The 19,662-nt window shown below is 66.3% G+C and carries 22 protein-coding genes; 11 read left to right on the top strand and 11 right to left on the bottom strand.

Features of this window, described 5'->3' with window-relative positions; genetic code table 11:
* Positions 1-10: 10 nt before the first annotated feature.
* The 3 genes from AC4PRM_RS04655 to AC4PRM_RS04645 form a co-directional block, all read right to left on the bottom strand.
* The gene (locus AC4PRM_RS04655) at positions 11-544 is read right to left on the bottom strand and encodes a hypothetical protein (protein ID WP_492038959.1); all 534 of its coding nucleotides are present in this window, start codon (positions 542-544) and stop codon (positions 11-13) included.
* Positions 545-626: 82 nt separating this feature from the next.
* Positions 627-2,228 carry a 2-polyprenylphenol 6-hydroxylase gene (gene ubiB, locus AC4PRM_RS04650; protein WP_492038958.1) on the bottom strand — a complete coding sequence of 534 codons (1,602 nt, stop codon included), beginning with the start codon at positions 2,226-2,228 and terminating at the stop codon, positions 627-629.
* A complete protein-coding gene (locus AC4PRM_RS04645; protein WP_492038957.1) occupies positions 2,216-2,992 on the bottom strand; it encodes a class I SAM-dependent methyltransferase in 777 nt (258 codons plus the stop codon). The genes ubiB and AC4PRM_RS04645 overlap by 13 nt, the downstream gene beginning before the upstream one ends.
* A gap of 113 nt (positions 2,993-3,105) precedes the next feature.
* On the opposite strand from AC4PRM_RS04645, the gene AC4PRM_RS04640 reads away from it, so the two are divergent.
* Together AC4PRM_RS04640 and AC4PRM_RS04635 are read left to right on the top strand one after the other, a co-directional pair.
* On the top strand, positions 3,106-3,405 hold the full coding sequence (locus AC4PRM_RS04640; protein WP_292172440.1) for a 4a-hydroxytetrahydrobiopterin dehydratase: 300 nt from the start codon (positions 3,106-3,108) through the stop codon (positions 3,403-3,405).
* Positions 3,406-4,200 (top strand): SDR family oxidoreductase, encoded by a 795-nt coding sequence (locus AC4PRM_RS04635; RefSeq protein ID WP_492038956.1) that lies wholly within the window; start codon positions 3,406-3,408, stop codon positions 4,198-4,200.
* Between the two features lie 140 nt (positions 4,201-4,340).
* Here the strand turns inward: AC4PRM_RS04635 and AC4PRM_RS04630 are convergent, their stop codons facing one another.
* From AC4PRM_RS04630 to AC4PRM_RS04615, 4 genes are all read right to left on the bottom strand, one after another.
* The gene (locus AC4PRM_RS04630; protein ID WP_492038955.1) at positions 4,341-5,693 is read right to left on the bottom strand and encodes an amidohydrolase family protein; all 1,353 of its coding nucleotides are present in this window, start codon (positions 5,691-5,693) and stop codon (positions 4,341-4,343) included.
* Positions 5,693-7,177: an amidohydrolase gene (locus tag AC4PRM_RS04625; RefSeq protein WP_492038954.1), complete on the bottom strand. Its 1,485-nt coding sequence runs from the start codon at positions 7,175-7,177 to the stop codon at positions 5,693-5,695. The genes AC4PRM_RS04630 and AC4PRM_RS04625 overlap by 1 nt, the downstream gene beginning before the upstream one ends.
* A 138-nt stretch (positions 7,178-7,315) precedes the next feature.
* Complete coding sequence (locus tag AC4PRM_RS04620) at positions 7,316-8,245, bottom strand: electron transfer flavoprotein subunit alpha/FixB family protein (protein WP_373256927.1); 930 nt, start codon at positions 8,243-8,245, stop codon at positions 7,316-7,318.
* Complete coding sequence (locus tag AC4PRM_RS04615) at positions 8,246-9,010, bottom strand: electron transfer flavoprotein subunit beta/FixA family protein (protein ID WP_492038953.1); 765 nt, start codon at positions 9,008-9,010, stop codon at positions 8,246-8,248.
* Between the two features lie 121 nt (positions 9,011-9,131).
* Between AC4PRM_RS04615 and AC4PRM_RS04610 the strand changes: the two genes are divergently transcribed.
* Positions 9,132-9,461, top strand: coding sequence for a hypothetical protein (locus tag AC4PRM_RS04610; RefSeq protein ID WP_487921171.1), 330 nt, complete (start codon positions 9,132-9,134; stop codon positions 9,459-9,461).
* 6 nt (positions 9,462-9,467) lie between these two features.
* Here the strand turns inward: AC4PRM_RS04610 and AC4PRM_RS04605 are convergent, their stop codons facing one another.
* Entirely contained in the window at positions 9,468-10,040 is a 573-nt protein-coding gene (locus AC4PRM_RS04605) for a cob(I)yrinic acid a,c-diamide adenosyltransferase (protein ID WP_487921170.1), read from the bottom strand.
* A gap of 4 nt (positions 10,041-10,044) precedes the next feature.
* The gene (locus AC4PRM_RS04600; RefSeq protein WP_373256931.1) at positions 10,045-10,251 is read right to left on the bottom strand and encodes a twin transmembrane helix small protein; all 207 of its coding nucleotides are present in this window, start codon (positions 10,249-10,251) and stop codon (positions 10,045-10,047) included.
* A gap of 149 nt (positions 10,252-10,400) precedes the next feature.
* Between AC4PRM_RS04600 and AC4PRM_RS04595 the strand changes: the two genes are divergently transcribed.
* Together AC4PRM_RS04595 and AC4PRM_RS04590 are read left to right on the top strand one after the other, a co-directional pair.
* Complete coding sequence (locus AC4PRM_RS04595; protein WP_492038952.1) at positions 10,401-12,557, top strand: TonB-dependent receptor domain-containing protein; 2,157 nt, start codon at positions 10,401-10,403, stop codon at positions 12,555-12,557.
* Between the two features lie 83 nt (positions 12,558-12,640).
* Complete coding sequence (locus AC4PRM_RS04590; RefSeq protein WP_373256933.1) at positions 12,641-13,762, top strand: hypothetical protein; 1,122 nt, start codon at positions 12,641-12,643, stop codon at positions 13,760-13,762.
* Positions 13,763-13,843: 81 nt separating this feature from the next.
* Here the strand turns inward: AC4PRM_RS04590 and ahcY are convergent, their stop codons facing one another.
* Complete coding sequence (gene ahcY, locus AC4PRM_RS04585) at positions 13,844-15,235, bottom strand: adenosylhomocysteinase (RefSeq protein WP_487921167.1); 1,392 nt, start codon at positions 15,233-15,235, stop codon at positions 13,844-13,846.
* 174 nt (positions 15,236-15,409) lie between these two features.
* Between ahcY and bioB the strand changes: the two genes are divergently transcribed.
* A complete protein-coding gene (gene bioB, locus AC4PRM_RS04580) occupies positions 15,410-16,402 on the top strand; it encodes a biotin synthase BioB (protein ID WP_492039187.1) in 993 nt (330 codons plus the stop codon).
* A gap of 34 nt (positions 16,403-16,436) precedes the next feature.
* Positions 16,437-16,838 (top strand): Tat pathway signal protein, encoded by a 402-nt coding sequence (locus tag AC4PRM_RS04575; RefSeq protein ID WP_492038951.1) that lies wholly within the window; start codon positions 16,437-16,439, stop codon positions 16,836-16,838.
* Between the two features lie 80 nt (positions 16,839-16,918).
* On the opposite strand, the gene AC4PRM_RS04570 is transcribed toward AC4PRM_RS04575, so the two are convergent.
* On the bottom strand, positions 16,919-17,893 hold the full coding sequence (locus tag AC4PRM_RS04570) for an ATP-binding cassette domain-containing protein (RefSeq protein WP_492038950.1): 975 nt from the start codon (positions 17,891-17,893) through the stop codon (positions 16,919-16,921).
* A 181-nt stretch (positions 17,894-18,074) separates the two neighbouring features.
* On the opposite strand from AC4PRM_RS04570, the gene AC4PRM_RS04565 reads away from it, so the two are divergent.
* The 4 genes from AC4PRM_RS04565 to AC4PRM_RS04550 all read left to right on the top strand — a co-directional run bounded on the left by AC4PRM_RS04565 (position 18,075) and on the right by AC4PRM_RS04550 (position 19,654).
* A complete protein-coding gene (locus AC4PRM_RS04565; protein WP_492038949.1) occupies positions 18,075-18,374 on the top strand; it encodes a hypothetical protein in 300 nt (99 codons plus the stop codon).
* 70 nt (positions 18,375-18,444) lie between these two features.
* Positions 18,445-18,684, top strand: a complete 240-nt coding sequence (locus AC4PRM_RS04560; protein ID WP_373256938.1) for a zinc-finger domain-containing protein — start codon at positions 18,445-18,447, stop codon at positions 18,682-18,684.
* 53 nt (positions 18,685-18,737) lie between these two features.
* Positions 18,738-19,208, top strand: a complete 471-nt coding sequence (locus tag AC4PRM_RS04555) for a PaaI family thioesterase (protein ID WP_492038948.1) — start codon at positions 18,738-18,740, stop codon at positions 19,206-19,208.
* 56 nt (positions 19,209-19,264) lie between these two features.
* Positions 19,265-19,654, top strand: a complete 390-nt coding sequence (locus AC4PRM_RS04550; protein WP_373256940.1) for a hypothetical protein — start codon at positions 19,265-19,267, stop codon at positions 19,652-19,654.
* Positions 19,655-19,662 lie beyond the last annotated feature (8 nt).

Below are 19,662 nucleotides of genomic sequence, written 5' to 3'. Positions count from 1 at the left end.
AAGTCTCGCCTTACTGGGCAGACGGAGGCGTCGTCGAAGGCGTGGCCGAGCCCTCGGCTGGCCGGAACAGCAGGGCGGCAACCTTGCCGCTCTCGTTAATACCGACGATCCATTCGGTTTCGGCCTGGGCGAAGTTGACCACGAACAGGTCCGCGCCACTGCGGCTGCCGACGAAATCCAGCGCCTGGATAGCTCCAAAACCCTGTATGATCGGCACGATAGTCTCTGCCTGAGTGCGCATCTGGGTGGCCAGATCGTCAGTCAGCAGGCTGTAGTCCGGTGTCCCGGCCTGGAGGCTGGCGATAATGGTGCGCAGCGTCTCTTCGGACGCCGCATTGGCCGGTGTCGGCGACATCGCCGGGGCGGCGGCCGGAGCAGCGGCCTGCGCCGGTTGAGGCGCGGGGCGCGACGGGGGCGCAGCGGTTGCGGGGCGGTCGAAGGTGTTGGGCATGGTACCGGCGGCGACCTGGGCCGCAGCGACAGACGGCAGGGTCAGGGCTACGGCGAGAGCGGCCGGGGTGGCGATGGTCAGAAAACGCTTCATGGGCATTGGAACTCCAGAACTATGCCGGAACCATATCCTGCTCAGGATGAACGGCGTCCGACCCGATCAGGTTCGATCTGGCTCAAAGGATGTCGGGCCAAAGCGACAGAACGAGGGCGGCAGCCGAAATCGCCAGAGCCAGGGTTACGCCGACGATCAGCCAGGCGGGGGTGTAGGCCTCGCGGACGACGATCGTCTGGGGGGCGGGCGGGCTCTGCACCAGACGCGACGCCGCCTTCAGGGTGGCGCGGATTTCGGTGACGGCATCGCGCACCTGAGCCTGCGGCCCCAGCTCGCGGCGGATCCATCGTTCGACCACGGGCTGGGCGGCGGCCCACAGGTCGTGGTCGGGATTCAGGCGACGGGCGACGCCCTCGACCGACACCATCGTCTTCTGCAGCAGGATCAGTTCGGGGCGCAGGCGCATGTCGAACAGGTCGGTGATCTCGAACAACTGGCCCAGCAAGCGGCCCATGGACACCTGCGACGCGGCCTTGCCGATGACGGGCTCGCCCACCGCCCGCAGGGCCTGGGCAAAAGCCTCGACGGAGTGTTCGGGGGGCACATAGCCGGCCTCGAAATGCACGCGGCTGATGCGGTCGTAGTCTCTGGAGATGAAGCCCCACAGGATTTCGGCCAGGTAGCGCCGCTCGGCCGGACCCAGCCGCCCTACGATGCCGAAGTCGATGGCGGTCAGCTCGGCCGGCGCGTGGCAGAACAGGTTGCCCTCGTGCAGATCGGCGTGGAAGGCCCCGTGGTCCAGCGCCTGGATCAGGAAGGAGCGCACGACATTGTCCGCCAGGGCATTGATGTCCAGGCCCGGTTGCTCGACGGCGGTCGGGTCGGTCATGGCCTTGCCGGGTGCCCATTCCATGGTCAGGACGCGCTTGCCGACGCCGTCCCAGACCACGGCGGGCGCATCCATATGACCGCCCAGTTCGGTGCCGCGATCCTTGGCCAGGACCTCCTTGATCTCGGAGGCGGCGGCCGCCTCCAGCCGCATGTCCAGCTCCAGCTGGAGCGCACGGGCGATGATCTCGACGAAGGCTTCGGGCTGCAGGCGGCGCGACAGCGGCACGAACCGGTGGGCCAGACGGGCCGCCAGGCGCATGGCGTCCAGACCCTGGGCGACCTTGCGCTCCACGCCGGGACGCAGGATCTTGACCGCGACCTTGCGCCCGTCGGCCAGCCAGGCGGGGTGGGCCTGGGCCAGGGAGGCGGCGGCGACGGCAGGGCCGAAGTCGGTGAACAGGCTCTCGACCGGCCGACCCAGCGAGCGCTCGACCTCGCGGCGGGCCTGATCCAGCGGAAAGGGCGGCAGATTGTCCTTCAGCCGACCCAGGTCGCGTGCGAACTCCACACCGAAGATGTCGGCGCGCGTGGCCAGCACCTGTCCCAGTTTGATGGCGACCGGCCCCAGATGTTCGAAGGTGCGACCCAGGCGCTGGCCGGGGCGTCCATCGCGGCCTTCGCGTCCGGCGAAGATGTGCAGAAGATGGGCAATCCAGCGCACCCAGGGCGGAAGCAGCGGCGTGATCTCGCGCGGCACCAGGGCGTCATGGCGGATCAGAACCGCCAGCCAGCCCAGCAGACGGAAGGACGACTCGACCGGATGACGCACCGGCTGAGTGGTCGGGGCGGGCGGCGGGGTGGCGGCGTCGATGCGGCGGGTCAGATCGCCCACCCGTGATGAATGGCGGCGACCCCGCCCGACAGATTGGTCAAGGTGACCCGGCTGAAGCCTGCCGTCTCGATCATGGCCTTGAAGGTCGCCTGATCGGGGAAGCGACGGATGCTTTCGACCAGATACTGATAGCTGTCGCGATCCTTGGCGATCCAGCCGCCGATGCGCGGAATGGCGTTGAAGGACCAGGCGTCATAGGCCTTGCGGATCGCCGAGGCCGTCGGGCGCGAAAACTCCAGGCATAGGAACCGCCCGCCCGGCTTCAGAACTCGCCGCGCCTCGCGCAGGGCCTGATCGATGTCGGCGACGTTGCGGATGCCGAAGCTGATCGAATAGGCATCCACCGAGGCGTCGGGCAAAGGCAGGTTCATGGCATCGCCGACGGACCAGGACATCTCGGGCTCGCCGCCCTTGTGCACGCCCGCCATGATCATTTCGGCATTGTAGTCCAGCACGATAACGCGGGCATCCTCGCCACCGCGTCGCTGCTGGGCCGCACGGGCCATCTTCGAATAACGCCGCGCCATGTCGCCAGTGCCGCCCGCGACGTCCAGGATGACCTCGCCGGGGCGGGGATTCAGCTTGGCCGCGGCTGCGTCCTTCCACAGCCGGTGGACGCCGCCGCTCATCAGGTCGTTCATCAGGTCGTAGTTTGAGGCGACGCTGTCGAACACACCCCGCACCATCTGCACCTTCTCGGTCGCGTCCACGTCGCGGAAGCCGAATGAGGATGTCTTGCGGGCAGTGGCGGTATCGTCGGTCATTCAGGCGGTGTAGCCGCTGGCGAGGGCGGCGTCACCGGTCCGTGTGGTCGCGTATCAAGTCCGCTTGTGGCAACGGGTCCGGCGCGATACGGCTGATCCAAACAGGAGCGCCCATGACCAACCGGATTGACCCTGCGGAAGCCTTGAAAGGCCTGCCCCTCTGGCGCGTGGACGAGGGTGAGCGCGAGGCCATTGCGCGGTCGCTGACCTTCGCCGACTTCAACGCGGCCTTCGGCTTCATGACCCGCGTCGCCCTGCTGGCCGACAAGGTCGATCATCATCCTGAATGGTCCAATGTCTACAATCGGGTGAGCGTGCTTCTGACCACGCATGACGCCGGCGGGGTGACCCAGCGCGACATCGACATGGCCCGCTTCATCGACGAAGCCGCCGCCGCCCTGGGAGGGAAATAGATGGCTGTTGAACGCAAGGGCCGGGTCGAGGGCAAGGCGGCCCTGATCACGGGGGCCGCAGGCGGCCTGGGCGCGGCCATGGCCTGGATGCTGGCGCGCGAGGGGTCCAAGGTCGCCCTGACCGACGTCAATCTGGACGGCGTCCAGCTGCTGGCCGAGGCGATCAATGGCGAGGTGCCAGGCGCGGCCTTCGCCTATGCCCAGGATGTGACCGATGAGACGGACTGGGTCTCGGTCATCGAGCGCGCGGTCGCCGACATGGGCGGGCTGTCGATCCTGATCAACAATGCCGGGATCGGCGGGGCCTTCGTCTGGTCGGAGCAGGACACGCTGGAGAACTGGCGCAAGGTTCAGTCCGTGAACATCGAGTCCATCATGCTGGGCTGCAAACATGCCATGCCGCATTTGAGGGCGTCGGGCGCGGCCTCGATCGTCAACATCTCGTCTGTGGCGGGGCTGGCGGCGGCACCGGGCATGGGGGCCTATAATGCGACCAAGGCGGCGGTGTGGATGTATTCCAAGACCATCGCCCTAGAGGCCGCCAAGGCCGAATGGAACGTGCGCTGCAACTCGGTTCACCCGGTCTTCATCAAGACGCCGATCCTGGATCCCTTCATCGCCATGGCCGGTGGCGACGAGGGCAAGGCGCACGAGCGGCTGGCGCGGGGCATTCCGCTGAAGCGGATCGGCGAGCCGGACGATGTGGCCTATTGCGTGCTGTATCTGGCGTCGGACGAGAGCAAGTTCGTGACAGGTTCCGAGTTCAAGATCGACGGCGGCATGCTCGCCCAGTAGGCGCGAAGGTCGCGCCTACTGCCATTCCTGTCGGGCTGCGATCGTCGGCCCTTCGGGACCTCCCGACCCGACGCGGCCTGGCGGCTCAAGCGCACTCCGCGCTCAAGCAGCGAGCGACCGCGTCGCGAGAGGTAGCGCCCTTAACGCGTGTAAGCTGGCGGCATCGCGCCTTCGCCACCATCCCGATACCGATCCCGCAGCAGGAACTGGCGGCTGGTCGGCGCCTGTTCCTGACCGTTGACGAAGATGGTCTCGGCCAGGCTGAGCGGTTCCAGCGGGTCGCCGGACCAGACGACGACATCGGCGGCGGCCCCCGCGCGGAGTTCGCCGAACTGGCCGGTCATGCCGAAGATGCGGGCCGGATTGACCGTCAGGGCCGCGATCGCCGCCTCATAAGGCAGGCCGTGGGAGACGGCGTTGCCGGCGTTGTAGCGGGCCTCGCGCGCGCGGTGGATCGAGCCCTCATTGCCCTTGATGGCGATGACCACGCCCGCGGCGTTCAGGGCGGCGGCATTCTGCATCCGCGCGGCGCGCGTCTCCAGATTGCCGGGCAGGTTGGAGATGGGGTTCAGCAGAACGGGCACGCCAGCGGACGCGATCTGGTCGGCGACCAGCCACGCTTCCTCGGCTCCGTCCAGAATGACCTTGACGCCCTCTTCGCGGGCCAGACGCAGGACCTGCTGGATGTCGGCGGCGCGGCGCACCGTGACGATCAGCGGCATGTCGCCATTGGCGACCGGGATCAGGGCCTCCAGATCGGCGCGGGATAACGATAGCTCGCGCAGGCCCGCCCGGTCATAGGCGGCCTTGTTGCGGGCATAGAGGCGAACCTCGGCCAGGGTTTCCTTGAACTGTGTGAACTGGGCCCCGCGTGCGCCGCCGACGATGCCGGCTCCCGCCTCTCCGAACGGCGCGACCATGGCCACGCGCGGCTTGACCAGAATGTCAGTGCCTTCCGCCAGGTGGATGATCGCGGCCTGGCCGGCGAACAGGCCGGGCGATTGCAGGCCGGCATGGCCGACGCCCGCGAAGTCGCTGTCGTCATGGCTGTGACCCCCGCCCCCGCCGCCGGCATGGCTGGGCATGACGATGGCGCGGGTGATACCGCCCAGACGGGCGACCGGCAGGGTGAACGACCAGGGGTCCAGACCATAGGAGACGTCGAAGGAGGCGCTGATGGAGTTGGCGCTGTTTCTCAGATCGTCCGAGCCGCCGACCGAGGACACTTCCGAGCCGCCCAGGCCGCTATCGACCGCAACAAAGCCGGGCGAAACGACCTTGCCGCGCGCATCGATGACGCGGGCACCCGAGGGGGCGGCTCCGCTGCCGACCGAAACGACCCGGCCGTTCTGGATGACGACGGTGCCGTTCTCGATGACCGAGGAACCGGTCAGGACGCGGCCGCCGGTGATGGCGGTCAGTTCCTGGGCCAGGGCGGGAGAGGCGATGGCCACAGCCGAAGCGGCGGCGAGGATGAGGGTCCTGAGGCGCATCAGCGGGCTCCCTGCGTGACGTTGGCGGCGGAGAGGCCGAAGCCGGGCTGGCCCAGTTCATAGTCGGAGACCGGCTGATAGGCCGGGTTCATGCGGTCGAAGGCCAGACCGCCGTCGACGAAGACCTGATCGGCGCGGGCGTAGACGCTGAACGGATTGGCGCTCCAGATCACGACGTCGGCGCGCTTGCCCGCCTCCAGCGATCCGGTCTGGTCGGCGATGCCCAGCGAGCGGGCAGCGTTCAGGGTGATCCAGCGGATGGCCCGCTCCTCGGAGATGTCCATGCCGATGCGGCGGCCGGCGGCCAGTGAGGCGGCGGCTTCCTGATTGAGGCGCTGGGTCAGTTCGGCGTCGTCGGAGTGGATGACGGCACAGCCGTTCTCGGGCGCATCGACCAGGGCGGCATTGGCCTCGATCCCGTCCAGGCTTTCCATCTTGAAGCCCCACCAGCCGGTCCACATGTCGGCGCAGATGCCTTCGCGGGCCAGCATGGGCGCGACCTTGTAGGCCTCGATGGCGTGGTGGAAGGCGGTGATGCGGAAGCCGAACTCGCGCGACAGGTCCACCATCTGGGCCATTTCATCGGCCCGGTAGCAGTGGTTCTGGACCAGGATGGAGCCGTCCAGAACGCCGACCAGGGTCTCGTTCTGAAGGTTGCGGGTCGGGGGCGAACCCTCGCCGTCCTCGCGCCACTTGTCCCATTTGGCCTTGTAGTCGCGGGCCGCGATGAAGGCGGCGCGATAGCCGGCCATATTGCCCATGCCGGTGGCGGGCGACTGGTTGCGGCTGCCGTAGACGCGGCTGGGGTTTTCACCGCAGGCCATCTTCAGACCATAGGGCGCGCCCGGCATCTTCATGCCCTGCATGGTGACCGAGGGGATGTTGCGCACCGTCACGCCCCGCCCGCCGAACAGATTGGCCGAGCCGGGCAGAATCTGGAGCGTGGTGATGCCGCCCGCCCGTGCATGGTTGAAGCCGGGGTCCTGGGGCCACAGGGAGTGTTCGGCCCAGACCTGTGCGGTATTGGGGCTGGTCGCCTCGTTGCCGTCGCTCATGCCCTGCACGCCGGGCGAGGGATAAACGCCCAGGTGGCTGTGGGTGTCGATGATGCCGGGGGTCACGAAGCGGCCGCGCGCATCCACGCTGCGGTGTCCGGCCGGGATGGCGGTGGAGGCGTCACCGACGGCGACCACGCGGCCGTCCGTGATGACCACGACGCCGTTCTCGAACCGGCGTCCGGCCCCGTCAAAGACCGTGCCGCCGACGATGGCCATGTTCTCGCGCGGCAGGCCGCGATAGGTCGAGGGGAAGGGATCGCGATTGGCCGAGACATCCAGCCCGGTGGCCAGCGGGGCCCGCTCGGCACGGTCGGACGAGCCGTTGGTGTCCGTGCTGTCGTCACCGGTGGTGGCGCAGGCCGAAAGGCCCAGGCCGATGGCAGCCAGTACCGCAAGGCTGACGCCCCGCATGCGATCGATCTTCATTCGGAACGCTCCCCGCGCGCCACCCCTTGGAGGCGCTGAACGGGGCGCATAGAAGACACTGCGGGGGCCGTCGTAAAGCCCCCGCGTCATCATTCCTCGCGCAATCGGGAAATCATCCGAAGGCGCGAGGAAATCCGGTCAGCCCAGCGCCGTCATCAGCTCCGGCACGGCGGTCTTGTAGTCGGCGACTAGGCCATAGTCGGCGACCTGGAAGATCGGGGCGTCGGCGTCCTTGTTGATGGCGACGATCACCTTGGAGTCCTTCATGCCGGCCAGATGCTGGATGGCGCCCGAGATGCCGATGGCGATGTAGAGGGCAGGCGCGACGACCTTGCCGGTCTGGCCGACCTGATAGTCGTTGGGGGCGTAGCCGGCGTCGACGGCGGCGCGCGAGGCTCCGACAGCGGCACCCAGCTTGTCGGCCAGGGGGTCCATGACGGCGTGGAACTCTTCGGCGGAGCCCAGGGCGCGGCCGCCGGAGACGACGATCTTGGCGGCACCCAGGTCCGGACGGTCGGACTTGACCATTTCCTCGGAGACGAAGCTGGCCTTGGTCACGTCGGAGCCGGAGGCGGTCTCGACCGAAGCGGAGCCGCCTTCGGCTGCGGCGGTGAAGGCCGTCGGGCGCACGGTGATGACCTTCTTGGCGTCGGACGACTGGATCGTCTCCAGCGCATTGCCCGCATAAATGGGGCGCACGAAGGTGTCGGCGGAGACGACCTCGACGATGTCGGAGATCGGGGCGACGTCCAGCTTGGCGGCGATGCGCGGCATGAAGTTCTTGCCGTCCGTGGTGGCGGGCGACAGGACGGCGTCATAGCCGCCGGCCAGACCGACGACCGTGGCCTCGACCGCCTCGGCTAGCTGATGGCCCAGGCCGGCGCTTTCGGCCAGCAGGACCTTGCGGACGCCCGCGATGGCGGCGGCGCTGTCGGCGGCGGCTTTCGCGCCCTGGCCGACGACCAGGATGTCGACGTCGCCGCCCAGGGCGAGGGCGGCGGTCACGGTCTTGTGGGTGGTGTCACGCACGGCGGTACCGTCGTGATCGGCGATGACGAGAACGGCCATTTACAGGACCCCCGCAGTCTTGAGCTTGGAAACCAGTTCGGCGGCGTCGGCCACCTTGATGCCGGCGCTGCGCTGGGCCGGGGCGGTGACCTTGACCACCTTCAGGCGCGGCGCGGTGTCGACGCCGTAGTCGGCGACCGCCTTCATGGCGATCTCCTTCTTCTTGGCCTTCATGATGTTGGGCAGGCTGGCGTAGCGCGGCGTGTTCAGGCGCAGGTCCACCGACACGACGGCGGGCAATGGGGCCGCCAGGGTCTGCAGGCCGCCGTCGACTTCACGAGTCACGGTGGCGGTGTTGTCGGCGATGACAATCTTGCTGGCGAAAGTGGCCTGGGGCCAGTCCAGCAGGGCGGCCAGCATCTGGCCCACCGCATTGTTGTCGCCGTCGATCGACTGCTTGCCCAGCAGGACCAGATCCGGCTTTTCTTCCTCGACCACGGCTTTCAGCAGCTTGGCGACGGCCAGAGGCTCCAGGTCGGCATCGGACTGGATCAGGATGCCGCGATCCGCGCCCATGGCCAGGGCGGTGCGGATGGTTTCCTGGGCCTGCTGCACGCCGATGGAGACGACGACGATCTCGGTCACCGTTCCGGCCGCGTGATGCTCCTTGCCTTCCTTCATGCGCACGGCCTCTTCGACGGCGATTTCGTCGAACGGATTCATGCTCATCTTGACGTTGGCCAGATCGACGCCGGTCTGGTCCGCTTTCACACGGGCCTTGACGTTATAGTCGATCACCCGTTTGACGGGGACGAGTACCTTCATTGCGCTGTCCATATGTTCGCCGGAATATGGGGGCAGGGAATGGAACGGCTGTCACGGCCTGTCAACGTAACGCAGCGTCAAGGGCTCTCAACAGTCCGTGCGCAAGATGAGGAAAGTGCGCATGAACCGCCTTCTGACCATGAAGCGCCTCAGCATCCTGTTCGCGGTTCTGTTCGTCGTGGGGGTGGGCGGCCTGATGGGCTACAAGGCGCTGGTCACCGAGCCCAACGAGCGCTGCCAGGCCCAGGGTCAGTGGTGGGATCCGGAGGGCGGCGAATGCGTCACCCCCATCTTCCTGCCCGACATCACCGGCCGACCAATCGATCAGAGCCGCGCCGACGCCTCGGCCCAGAAGAATCGCGAACTGGTCGAGATCGAGGACGCGCTTGCGGCCCAACGTCGCGCCGCCGCCGCCGACACGGCCCGTCAGCGCCAGGCGCTGGAGAACTGATCCGCCTCAGCGCGTCGCGCCCGGCTTCCATTTGACGTCTTCGGCCCCGTTGGCATTGGCGCGGCGGGCGGCACAGAAGAGGTGGTCGGACAGGCGGTTCAGATAGCGGATGGCAGCGGGGGTGACGGCCTCTCCGGCCTCGACTAGGCGGATGGCCTCGCGCTCGGCCCGGCGGGCCACGGTGCGGGCCATATGCAGGTGCGCCGACAGGGGCGCGCCGCCCGGCAGGATGAAGCTGTCCAGGGCTTTCAGGCTTTCGTTCATCCAGTCGATCTCGGCTTCCAGCCGCTCGACCTGGCTGTCGATGATCCGCAGGGCCTCCCATTTCGGAGGCGGGTCCAGGGGGGTAGCCAGATCGGCCCCCAGGTCGAACAGTTCATTCTGGATGCGCGCCAGCATGGCGTCGATGCGATCGTTCTGGCCCGAATGCAGACGAGCGACACCGATGACGGCATTCAGTTCGTCGACACAGCCATAGGCCTCGACCCGGGCGTCGCTCTTGGAAACCCGCGCGCCGGAGGCCAGCCCGGTCTGCCCTTCGTCGCCGGTCCGGGTGTAGATGCGGTTCAGAACGACCATGGGCTCAGGCCCCGTAGGTGGATTTCCACCACATGCCGGTGACCAGAAGCACGACGGCCAGGGCCTGCAAGGCCACGCGCAGCCGCATCAGCTTGTTGGAGTTGGATCGCGCATAGTCGCCGCCCCGGTACAGCGAATAGATGCCGAACCCCAGGGTGATCGCCACGGCACCGATGGCCGCCAGAATGAGGATGTCGAATACGTTGCCCATGCACGCAACCTAGGCCGGACCAGACCACGACGCCATAGGACAGAGGCGCGCGCCATGTGACGAATTGCGACAGGTTCGCAATTACTTCTTGCATTCCTGGCTGACTCGATATTGAGAAGCGATCTCAAGTATCAACAGGGCTGTTTCGAATGTCTGCTTCCTCTCTCCGCGCCACGCGTTCCGTCTGGCTTTGCTCCGCGGCCCTGCTGGTGACGGCAGGTCCGGCGCTGGCTCAAGATCGCATGATCGTGGCGACTGACGAGCCGACTCGGCTGGAGGACGTGGTCGTTACGGCCTCAGGCTTCGAGCAGCGCATCACCCAGGCCCCGGCCTCGATCAGCGTCATTCCCCGGGCCGAGATCGAAGAAACGCGCGCCACCTCGATCGCCGAAATCCTGACGAGTGTCGAAGGCGTGGACGTGGGGGCCCCTGTCGGCAAGACAGGCGGCCAGACCATCAACATCCGGGGCATGGGATCGGACTACACCCTGATCCTGATCGACGGCCGCCGCCAGAATACGGCGGGCAGCGTGACACCCAACGGCTTTGGCGAGACCTCGACCAGCTTCCTGCCGCCCGTCTCGGCCATCGACCGGATCGAGGTGGTGCGCGGGCCGGTCTCGACCCTGTACGGGTCGGACGCTATGGGCGGGGTGGTCAACATCATCACGCGCAAGGTCGGCGATGTCTGGGGCGGTGCAGTCACGGCCAACTATACGCTTCAGGGTGACGATGCCTTCGGCGACCTGTTTGGCGGCGACGTCTATCTGAGCGGGCCGCTGGTCCCCGATCTGCTGGGCCTGTCCCTGCGCGGAAACTATTCGGCACGCGAGCAATCGGCCCTGACGTTCGAGAATGTGGGTGGGGTCGAGACGCCCGTCACGGGCTTTGGACGCAGTTCGACGGAGAACGAGATTTGGTCCTTGGGCGGGCGGCTGAGCCTGACGCCGCATCCTGACCATGACCTTTGGCTGGACGTCGATGTGGCGCGGCAGTGGTACGACAACACCAATGGCCAGTTGGGTACCAACACCACGGCCGGAGGATACGCCAATGCCCTGGAGTTCAACCGCGATCAGGCTTCGCTGGCGCACGACTGGCGCCTGCCGTTCGGCCAGCTGTCGTCCAACCTGTCCTATGGGCGGACCGAGACGATCGGGCGGATCATTCCCAATGGCGTAGCCGGGGCCGGTGGCCCGCGCACGCTGGAGTCGGAGAATACCATTTTTGACACCAAGCTGTATTCCCAGTGGCGCAACCACACCTTCACCGTCGGGGGTCAGTACTGGGACGCCCAGATGGTGGACGGCGTCGCGCCCGACACCTTCGAGCATCAGCAGTGGGCCCTGTTCGCCGAAGACGAATGGCGGTTCAGCGACACCCTGGCCCTGACCCTGGGCGCGCGGCACGACGACCATTCGGTCTTCGGCGCGCACTTCAGCCCGCGCGCCTATCTGGTCTGGAACGCCACACCCGAGTGGACGATCAAGGGCGGGGTCAGCCAGGGGTTCAAGACGCCGCGGCTGGAGCAGCTGGCCAGCGGCATCAACGGCTTTGGCCAGCAGGGTCGGCTGCCGCTGCTGGGTTCGCCCGGCCTGATGCCGGAGACGTCCACCTCGACCGAAGTCGCGGTCTTCTATGACAACGGCGGGGCGCTGCGGGCCAGTGCGACCCTGTTCCACAACCAGTTCGACGACAAGATCGCGACCGGCACGCCGGTGGCCAACTGCACCTTCGGCCTGACGGCGGCCCAGTATGCGGCGGGCGGTTATCCGACCACGGGCTGTGTCGATGTCGGCTTCTGGCCGACCTTCGCCACCTTCGGTCAGAGCGTGAATATCGACGAGGCGGAGACGCGAGGGCTGGAAGTCTCCGCCCGCTGGCGGTTCGCCACCGACTGGAGCTTGCAAGGCAACTATACCTATACCTACAGCGAGCAGAAATCGGGGTCGGCCGCAGGCCTGCCCCTGACCGACACGCCCGAGCATATGCTGAACGCCAATCTGCGCTGGGCCGCGACAGACCGGCTGGGCCTTTGGCTGCGCGGCGAGTACCGGTCCGAGCGGTTCCGGGGCGTCGGCGCGGCGCGGGACGCCTGGGGCGACTATGAGGCCTACAGCCTGTTCCACCTGGGCGGATCGTATGACGTGACGGACCGCGTCACGGTCAATGCGGCGATCTACAACCTGTTCGACACCGATTTCGTCAGCCTGCTGCCCTATGGCACGCCGGTCGTTTACACGCCGGAGTATGCCAATAATCAGGAGCCGCGCCGCCTGTGGATGTCGGTGGCCATGACGTTTTGACGCACGGGTCAATGCGAATGGTGACGCTTCGCTAAGGGCATGGTCATCTTTTTCTGAGAAACGGGGTTCTTCCAAGGAATCCTATGACCGACCGCTCTGTCCGCAATCTGGTTCACCTGCGCTCCTCGGCGTCGACGGCGCGCGTGCTGAATCTGCTGAACGTCTACAAGGAGCACGGCGACACCGAGGAATGGGCTGAAAAGCCCATGTTCCGGACGCCTGCCCTGAACCGGTCGATGATCATCAAGCACCGTTTGCGGCGTGATGAACTGGACGCCTTTCCGATCAAGCGGCAGGTGGCGACCAAGATCGTCATACCGATCGACACCAACGACCTGCGGACCGGCGGACGCTTCCTGTTCGTGGGCCAGCGCCATTTCGAGCGCCTGCTGAAGGAAGCCTTCGGCATGGAGCACGATCATCCGGACATTGCTGTGCTGCGTCTGCTGGACCGTTTGCCCTCGCTGGACCCGTTCCTGCTGCGCGAGCAGTTGAAGCGAAACGGCGTGGAACCCGCCCCCTGCTATCTGGCCATCAGCGAATCCGACATGGCGCGGATGATCCATTTCGTGGAGGAGGAAATCCGCCCGCTGGTGACGCTCAGCCTGGGCGGAGAGAACGCCAACTCCGCCTCCTCGCGACGTCTGGCCGGCAAGATCCTGTCCAATGAGCCGGGCGACCGCATGGAAGCCCTGCGTCACACCCTGCGTCTGGAGCCCGAGGACTATCAGGAGGGCATCTTCTGCTGGAAGGGCTTCCTCTATTACAAATGGGTGCTGAACAGCCTGCGCGGCGAGATCGACGGCGTGGCCAAGGCCGTGCGCACGGTCAAGCCGATCGGCAAGGTCGATCGTGCGGCCAAGGAGTATCTGGACCGGGGCCGTGAAGTTCTCAGCGAACGGATTTCCAAGACCTGCGAGGACGTATCCCGCACGCTGAAAATCTACGACGATGCCTATGTTGGCCTTTCGGTCGAGGGCGGGGCCAATGCGTTCCGTGACTTCCTTCTGTCGGCTCCGAACCTGTTCGCGAGGCTGGGCGATCAGCTGGGCGCGGTCCAGCATGTCGTCAGCTTCTGGCGCTTCCGCTTCGGGCCCAATGCCAACCCGGTCAGCGTCGAGGAGTTGATCGACATCTTCATGGACTTCGAGAACGGTCTGGCAGATCGCAATCAGGACCTGGGCCAGTCGATCATGGCCGCCTGATACGGCAAGGGCCGGAAGCATAGCTCCCGGCCCAAATCTTCTATTCAAACCGCGCTCAAGGAATGTCGAGCGGTAGCTCCCTTAGTACCGATAGTGATCCGGCTTGAACGGACCCTCGGTCGGGACCGAGATATAGTCGGCCTGTTCCTTGGACAGGGTCGTCAGCTTGGCCCCCAGCTTGCCCAGGTGCAGCATGGCGACCTTCTCATCCAGGTGTTTGGGCAGGACATAGACCTGGTTGTCGTACTTGGCCTTGTTGGTCCACAGCTCGATCTGGGCCAGGGTCTGGTTGGTGAAGCTGGCGCTCATCACGAACGACGGGTGGCCCGTGGCATTACCCAGGTTCACCAGACGGCCCTTGGACAGCAGGATGATCTTCTTGCCGTCCGGGAATTCGACGTGGTCGACCTGGGGCTTGATCTCGTCCCACTTCATGTTCTTCAGGCCGGCGACCTGAATCTCGCTGTCGAAGTGGCCGATGTTGCAGACGATGGCGTTGTGACGCATCGCCCGCATGTGATCGACGGTGATGACATCCTTGTTGCCCGTGGCGGTCACGAAGATGTCGGCCTTGTCGGCGACGTCGTCGAGGGTCTGGACATCATAGCCTTCCATCGCGGCCTGCAGGGCGCAGATGGGGTCGATCTCTGTCACGATCACGCGGGCACCGCCCTGGCGCAGCGAGGCCGCCGAGCCCTTGCCCACGTCGCCGTAGCCGCAGACCACGGCGACCTTGCCCGACAGCATGACGTCGGTGCCGCGACGGATGGCGTCGACCAGGCTTTCGCGGCAGCCGTACAGGTTGTCGAACTTGGACTTGGTAACGCTGTCGTTGACGTTGATGGCGGGGAACGGCAGGTCGCCCTTCTTGGCCATTTCATACAGGCGGTGGACGCCGGTGGTGGTCTCTTCGGACACGCCGCCGATGGCGTCGCGAATGGCCGAATAGAAGCCGGGCTTCTCCTTCAGGTACCGCTTCATGACGGCGAACAGGGCTTCCTCTTCCTCGTTCTGCGGGTTGTCCAGAACGCTGATGTCCTGCTCGGCCTTCGGGCCCAGAACGCACAGCAGGGTCGCGTCGCCGCCGTCGTCCAGGATCAGGTTCGGATAGCCGCCGTCGGCCCATTCGAAGATCTTGTGGGCATAGTCCCAGTACTCTTCCAGCGTCTCGCCCTTGGTGGCGAACACCGGCGTGCCGTTGGCGGCGATGGCGGCGGCGGCGTGATCCTGGGTCGAATAGATGTTGCAAGACGCCCAGCGAACCTCGGCGCCCAGCGCTTCCAGTGTCTGGATCAGCACGGCGGTCTGGATGGTCATGTGCAGGCTGCCGGCGATGCGTGCGCCCTTCAGGATCTGCGACGGACCGAACTCTTCGCGCAGGGCCATCAGGCCGGGCATTTCGGTTTCCGCGATCGCGATCTCCTTGTTGCCGAAGGGGGCCAGGGAGATGTCGCGTACGATGTAGTCGGTCATGGGCGGGGTCCGGTCGATAAGAGTTGCGGCGCATATAGACTGCCCACCCTCTCGCGGCAAGAAACACATAAGGATGTCTTTATGTGTTTGGCGATGGTGCGGCCTGTGTAACAGCTTGGCGGCACGGACAGGCGGCGCTAATCAGCGGCCATGACCCAAGCGACTGCGACCACTATGGCCACGCCCCGCAACGACTGGACGCTGGAGGAGGTCGAGGCGCTGTTCGCCCGGCCCTTCATGGAACTGGTGTTTGAGGCCGCGACGGTTCACCGCGCCTGGTTCGATCCATCCGAGGTGCAGAAGTCGCAGCTGCTGTCGATCAAGACCGGCGGCTGTGCCGAGAACTGCGGCTACTGCTCCCAGTCCGCCAGTTTCCAGACAGGGCTGAAGGCCGAAAAGCTGATGGACACGACCAGCGTCCTGGCCGAGGCGATGGCGGCCAAGGCGGGCGGGGCCTCGCGCTTCTGCATGGGAGCGGCCTGGCGCGAGCTGAAGGATCGCGACACGCCGAAACTGGCAGCGATGATCTCGGGCGTGAAGGCCCTGGGGCTGGAAACCTGCGCCACCCTGGGCATGCTGACGGCGGATCAGGCGCGCCAGCTGAAGGACGCCGGGCTGGACTACTACAATCACAACCTGGACACCGGCCCGGAGTATTACGCCGAGGTGGTGACGACCCGGACCTATGACGACCGGCTGGATACGCTGAAGCATGTGCGCGATGCGGGCATGTCGACCTGTTGCGGCGGCATCGTGGGTATGGGCGAGAGCCGCCGAGATCGGGCGGGCCTGCTGCATGCGCTGGCGACCCTGCCGGTGCATCCCGACAGCCTGCCGGTCAATGCCCTGGTGCCGGTGACGGGCACGCCGCTGGGCGATCGGGTCAGGCGTGAGGGAGAGATCGATCCGATCGAGTTCGTGCGCACCGTCGCAGTGGCGAGGCTGGTCTGTCCCCGCGCCATGGTCCGTCTGTCGGCCGGGCGCGAGACGATGAGCCCGGAGATGCAGGCGCTGTGCTTCCTGGCCGGAGCCAACTCCATCTTCGTCGGCGGCAAGCTGCTGACCACGCCCAATCCGGAGCAGGACGAGGATGCTCAGCTGTTCGCCCTGCTGGACCTGAAGCCGATGGCCCCGCAGATCGCCCCATCACAGACGCAGGCCGCGTAACCGGACCTTAAGCGCGCTGTGCGAGGGTTCGGGCATGGATCGTCGCGCCCTTCTCGGCCTAGCAGCCGTTGCCGTGTCTGCCTCTGTCCCATCCGCCTCGGCGGCTGGAGGCAAGGATACGGCCGCCCCCCAAGCCACCTTCACTCGCCTGCCGACTGTGACGGGCAATGTCACCGGCTCGAACGGGCGTCGCGCCATCATGTCGGTGGAGCTGGGGCTGGACGTATCTGACGCGGCCCTGCGCACCCGTGCTACCCAGTCCGCGCCGCGCCTGCGCGCCGCCTATGCCACGGTGGTCCAGCGTGTCGCCTCCACGACCCTGCCGGGCATGGCCCCGGACGTCGAACGTCTGGTCGCCCAGCTTCAGGCCGCGACCAATGCGACCTTGGGCCGGTCGGGCGCGCGGCTGCTCATCGGCACGGTGATGGTGGTTTAGGGACTAGGGTCTAGGTTTTAGGGCAGGTTCCCGGGAGGGGTCCGGCCCGTCTTTCTTCCCTGGAACCTAAAACCTAAAACCTAGTCCCTCGTCGGATCGGCCTGGTTGTCGTCGCCATAGGTCAGGGCCAGGAAGACGTCTTCCAGATCGGGATCCTCGGTGGTGATGTCGGCGATGGTCACGCCGGCGGCGCGGACGGCGGCCAGGACGTGTTCGACCGAGGACTGGCCCTTCTTGTAGCTGACCGAGAACGACCCGTTGGGCCGAGCGACAGCCTCGAACCCGTCCAGTGCCGGCAGGTTTTCCAGCGGGTTTTCAGGCGTCACTACCACATTGCGGGTGTCGAGACGTCGCAGAAGCTGCGGCGTCGGTTCGCAGGCCACGACCGAGCCGCGGTTCATGATGGCGATGGTGTCGCACAGCTCCTGGGCCTCCTCCAGATAGTGGGTGGTCAGAAGGATGGTCACGCCCTCGGCATTGATGCGGCGGACGTATTCCCAGAGCTGGCGGCGCAGCTCGACGTCCACCCCGGCGGTCGGCTCGTCCAGGATCAGGATGGGCGGATTGTGGACCAGGGCCTTGGCGACCATCAGGCGACGCTTCATCCCGCCCGACAGCGCCCGCACATAGGCGTGGGCCTTGTCCGACAGGCCGAGCGCAGCCAGCAGTTCGTCGCTGCGGCGTTCATTGGCGGGCACGCCATAGAAGCCGGCCTGAACCTCCAGCGCCTCGCGCGGGGTGAAGAAGACGTCGGCCACGATCTCCTGCGGCACGACCCCCAGGGCGGCGCGGGCGTCGCGCGGCTGGCTGTCTATGTCGCGGCCCCAGATGGCGGCGGTGCCCCCGGTCTTGTTGACGATCCCGGCCAGGATGTTGATCAGGGTGGACTTTCCCGCGCCGTTGGGGCCCAGCAGGCCGAACATCGACCCGCGCGGAATGACCAGATCGACGCCGTTCAGCGCGGTCTTGGGCGGCGACTTCTTGTTGCCGGCATAGGTCTTTTCCAGCCCGCGCGCCTCGATGGCATTGACGGGCAGGGTGTCGGTCTCGGTCATCAAGTCGGCTTTGTCGGAAGGCTCGCGGAGGCGCGGGACGGCATAGGTATGGGCTGTCCGGCCGCACGCCAAGTCTCGAGCGAAAAGAGTAGGTCCGGAGGGTGTGTAAATGACGCTTGACATCGCCCGCTGAAGTGTCTAGCTTCCTTGTCATTGTGTAGCGCATCCTTGACGGAGACGAATGATGAAGCCTCTCAACCGCACCCGCATCATCGGCTTTGCCGCCATGGGCGTCTGTGTCCTCGGTTATGGCGACATGGCCGTCGCGCTGATCCTGGGCAAGACCGAGGCCCTCACGACCCCCCAGTCCCTGATCATCGCGGGTATCGCGGCCGTGATCGGCGAGATCGGCCTGTGGGTCGGCGCAGCCTGTCTGGGACTGACGCTGTTCAAGAAGCGCAAGGCCATGCTGGACCGTCTGATGGGCCGAAAGCCTGCCCCCGTGGTCACAACGGGCCCGGATGTTCGCGAGCAGGTTTGACCTTGGCGGCGGGTCCGCATAGGACTCGCCGCGTTCACTCCGAGCCCGTATCCAGCCCTGTCAGGTCGACATGCCGCCGCGCCATCCCGACGTTCTCGTTCCCCCGCCCGAGCAACTGGTCGTGTCGACCAAGCGCGTGGCTTGCGATGGTGGCGGCGGGGCGCTGGGCCACCCGCTGGTCTATATGGACATGGGCGAGGACGACTTCGTCGAATGCGGCTACTGCGACCGCCGCTTCGTTCTGAGCGACAAGCCGCACGCCGAGAGCGAATATCTGGATCCTGCGGCACGGCCGCCCGAAGCTCACTGATACGGCGATCCCAAGAGGGTTGCTTTTGAAAACGGTAGTGCGATAGTCGGCACATGACCGCCGCGCCCTCCTCCACCGCTGCCGCCTTTGCCACCATGACAGGACGCGACCTGCTTCAGGCCGTGATCGATGGGCAACTGAAGGGCGCGAGCATCGCCGACAGCCTGACGTTCGAACTGGTCGAGGTCGGAGAGGGCTTCGTGGCCTTCGAGGGCGACACGGGTCCGCATCTGCTCAATCCCGCCGGCATGGTGCATGGTGGCTGGGCCCTGACGCTGATCGACAGCGCGGCGGGCTGCGCGGCCCACTCCACCCTGCCCGCAGGGGTCGGCTATTCGACCCTGGAGACCAAGGTCAACTTCGTGCGCCCCATCGCCATCGATACGGGCCGTGTCCGTTGCGAGGGCCGGGTGATCAATCCGGGCCGCCAGATCATCACCGCAGAGGGAACGGTCAAGGATGCGGCGGGGCGTCTGCTGGCGCACGGAACATCGACATTGATGGTCTTGCAGCCGAGAGGCTGAAACGGCTCGTTAATCGACGCGGCGCACCCTGCGGTTTCCAGCCGGGAGAAGACGCGGTGTCGACCATCCAGACCAACAGCTATCGTCGCCCGAGAGATCATTTCGAGCCCGAGGACAATGATCCCCAGGAGCAGCGACGGATTCGCGGCCTGCTGGAGCAGATCGACTATTCCGCCTTCGTCGCCAATCGGGAAGTGGTCAGCCAGATGCTGCCGCCGCTGGATCCTGCCGTATTCCAGCGCCTGGCCGTGCTGACGGCGACGTCGCGGGCGAAATGGGTGGCAGAGGCGTTGCGCCTGTCGGAATCCGGGGCGCCGGCCACGCCGGATCAGGTCGCCCGGCTCACGTCAGCCCGCACCGCCTATGAAGAACTGGGCGAGGCCTATGAGGGCCTGCGCCGCATGGTCGAGCGCGGCTATGTCGCGATCAAGTCGCCACCGGCCTGACGATCGGT

The organism is Brevundimonas sp. DW-iso22, from assembly GCF_058725425.1.
Note: the sequence above shows the minus strand (reverse complement) of the source record. Positions and strands in the feature narration are given on the sequence as shown.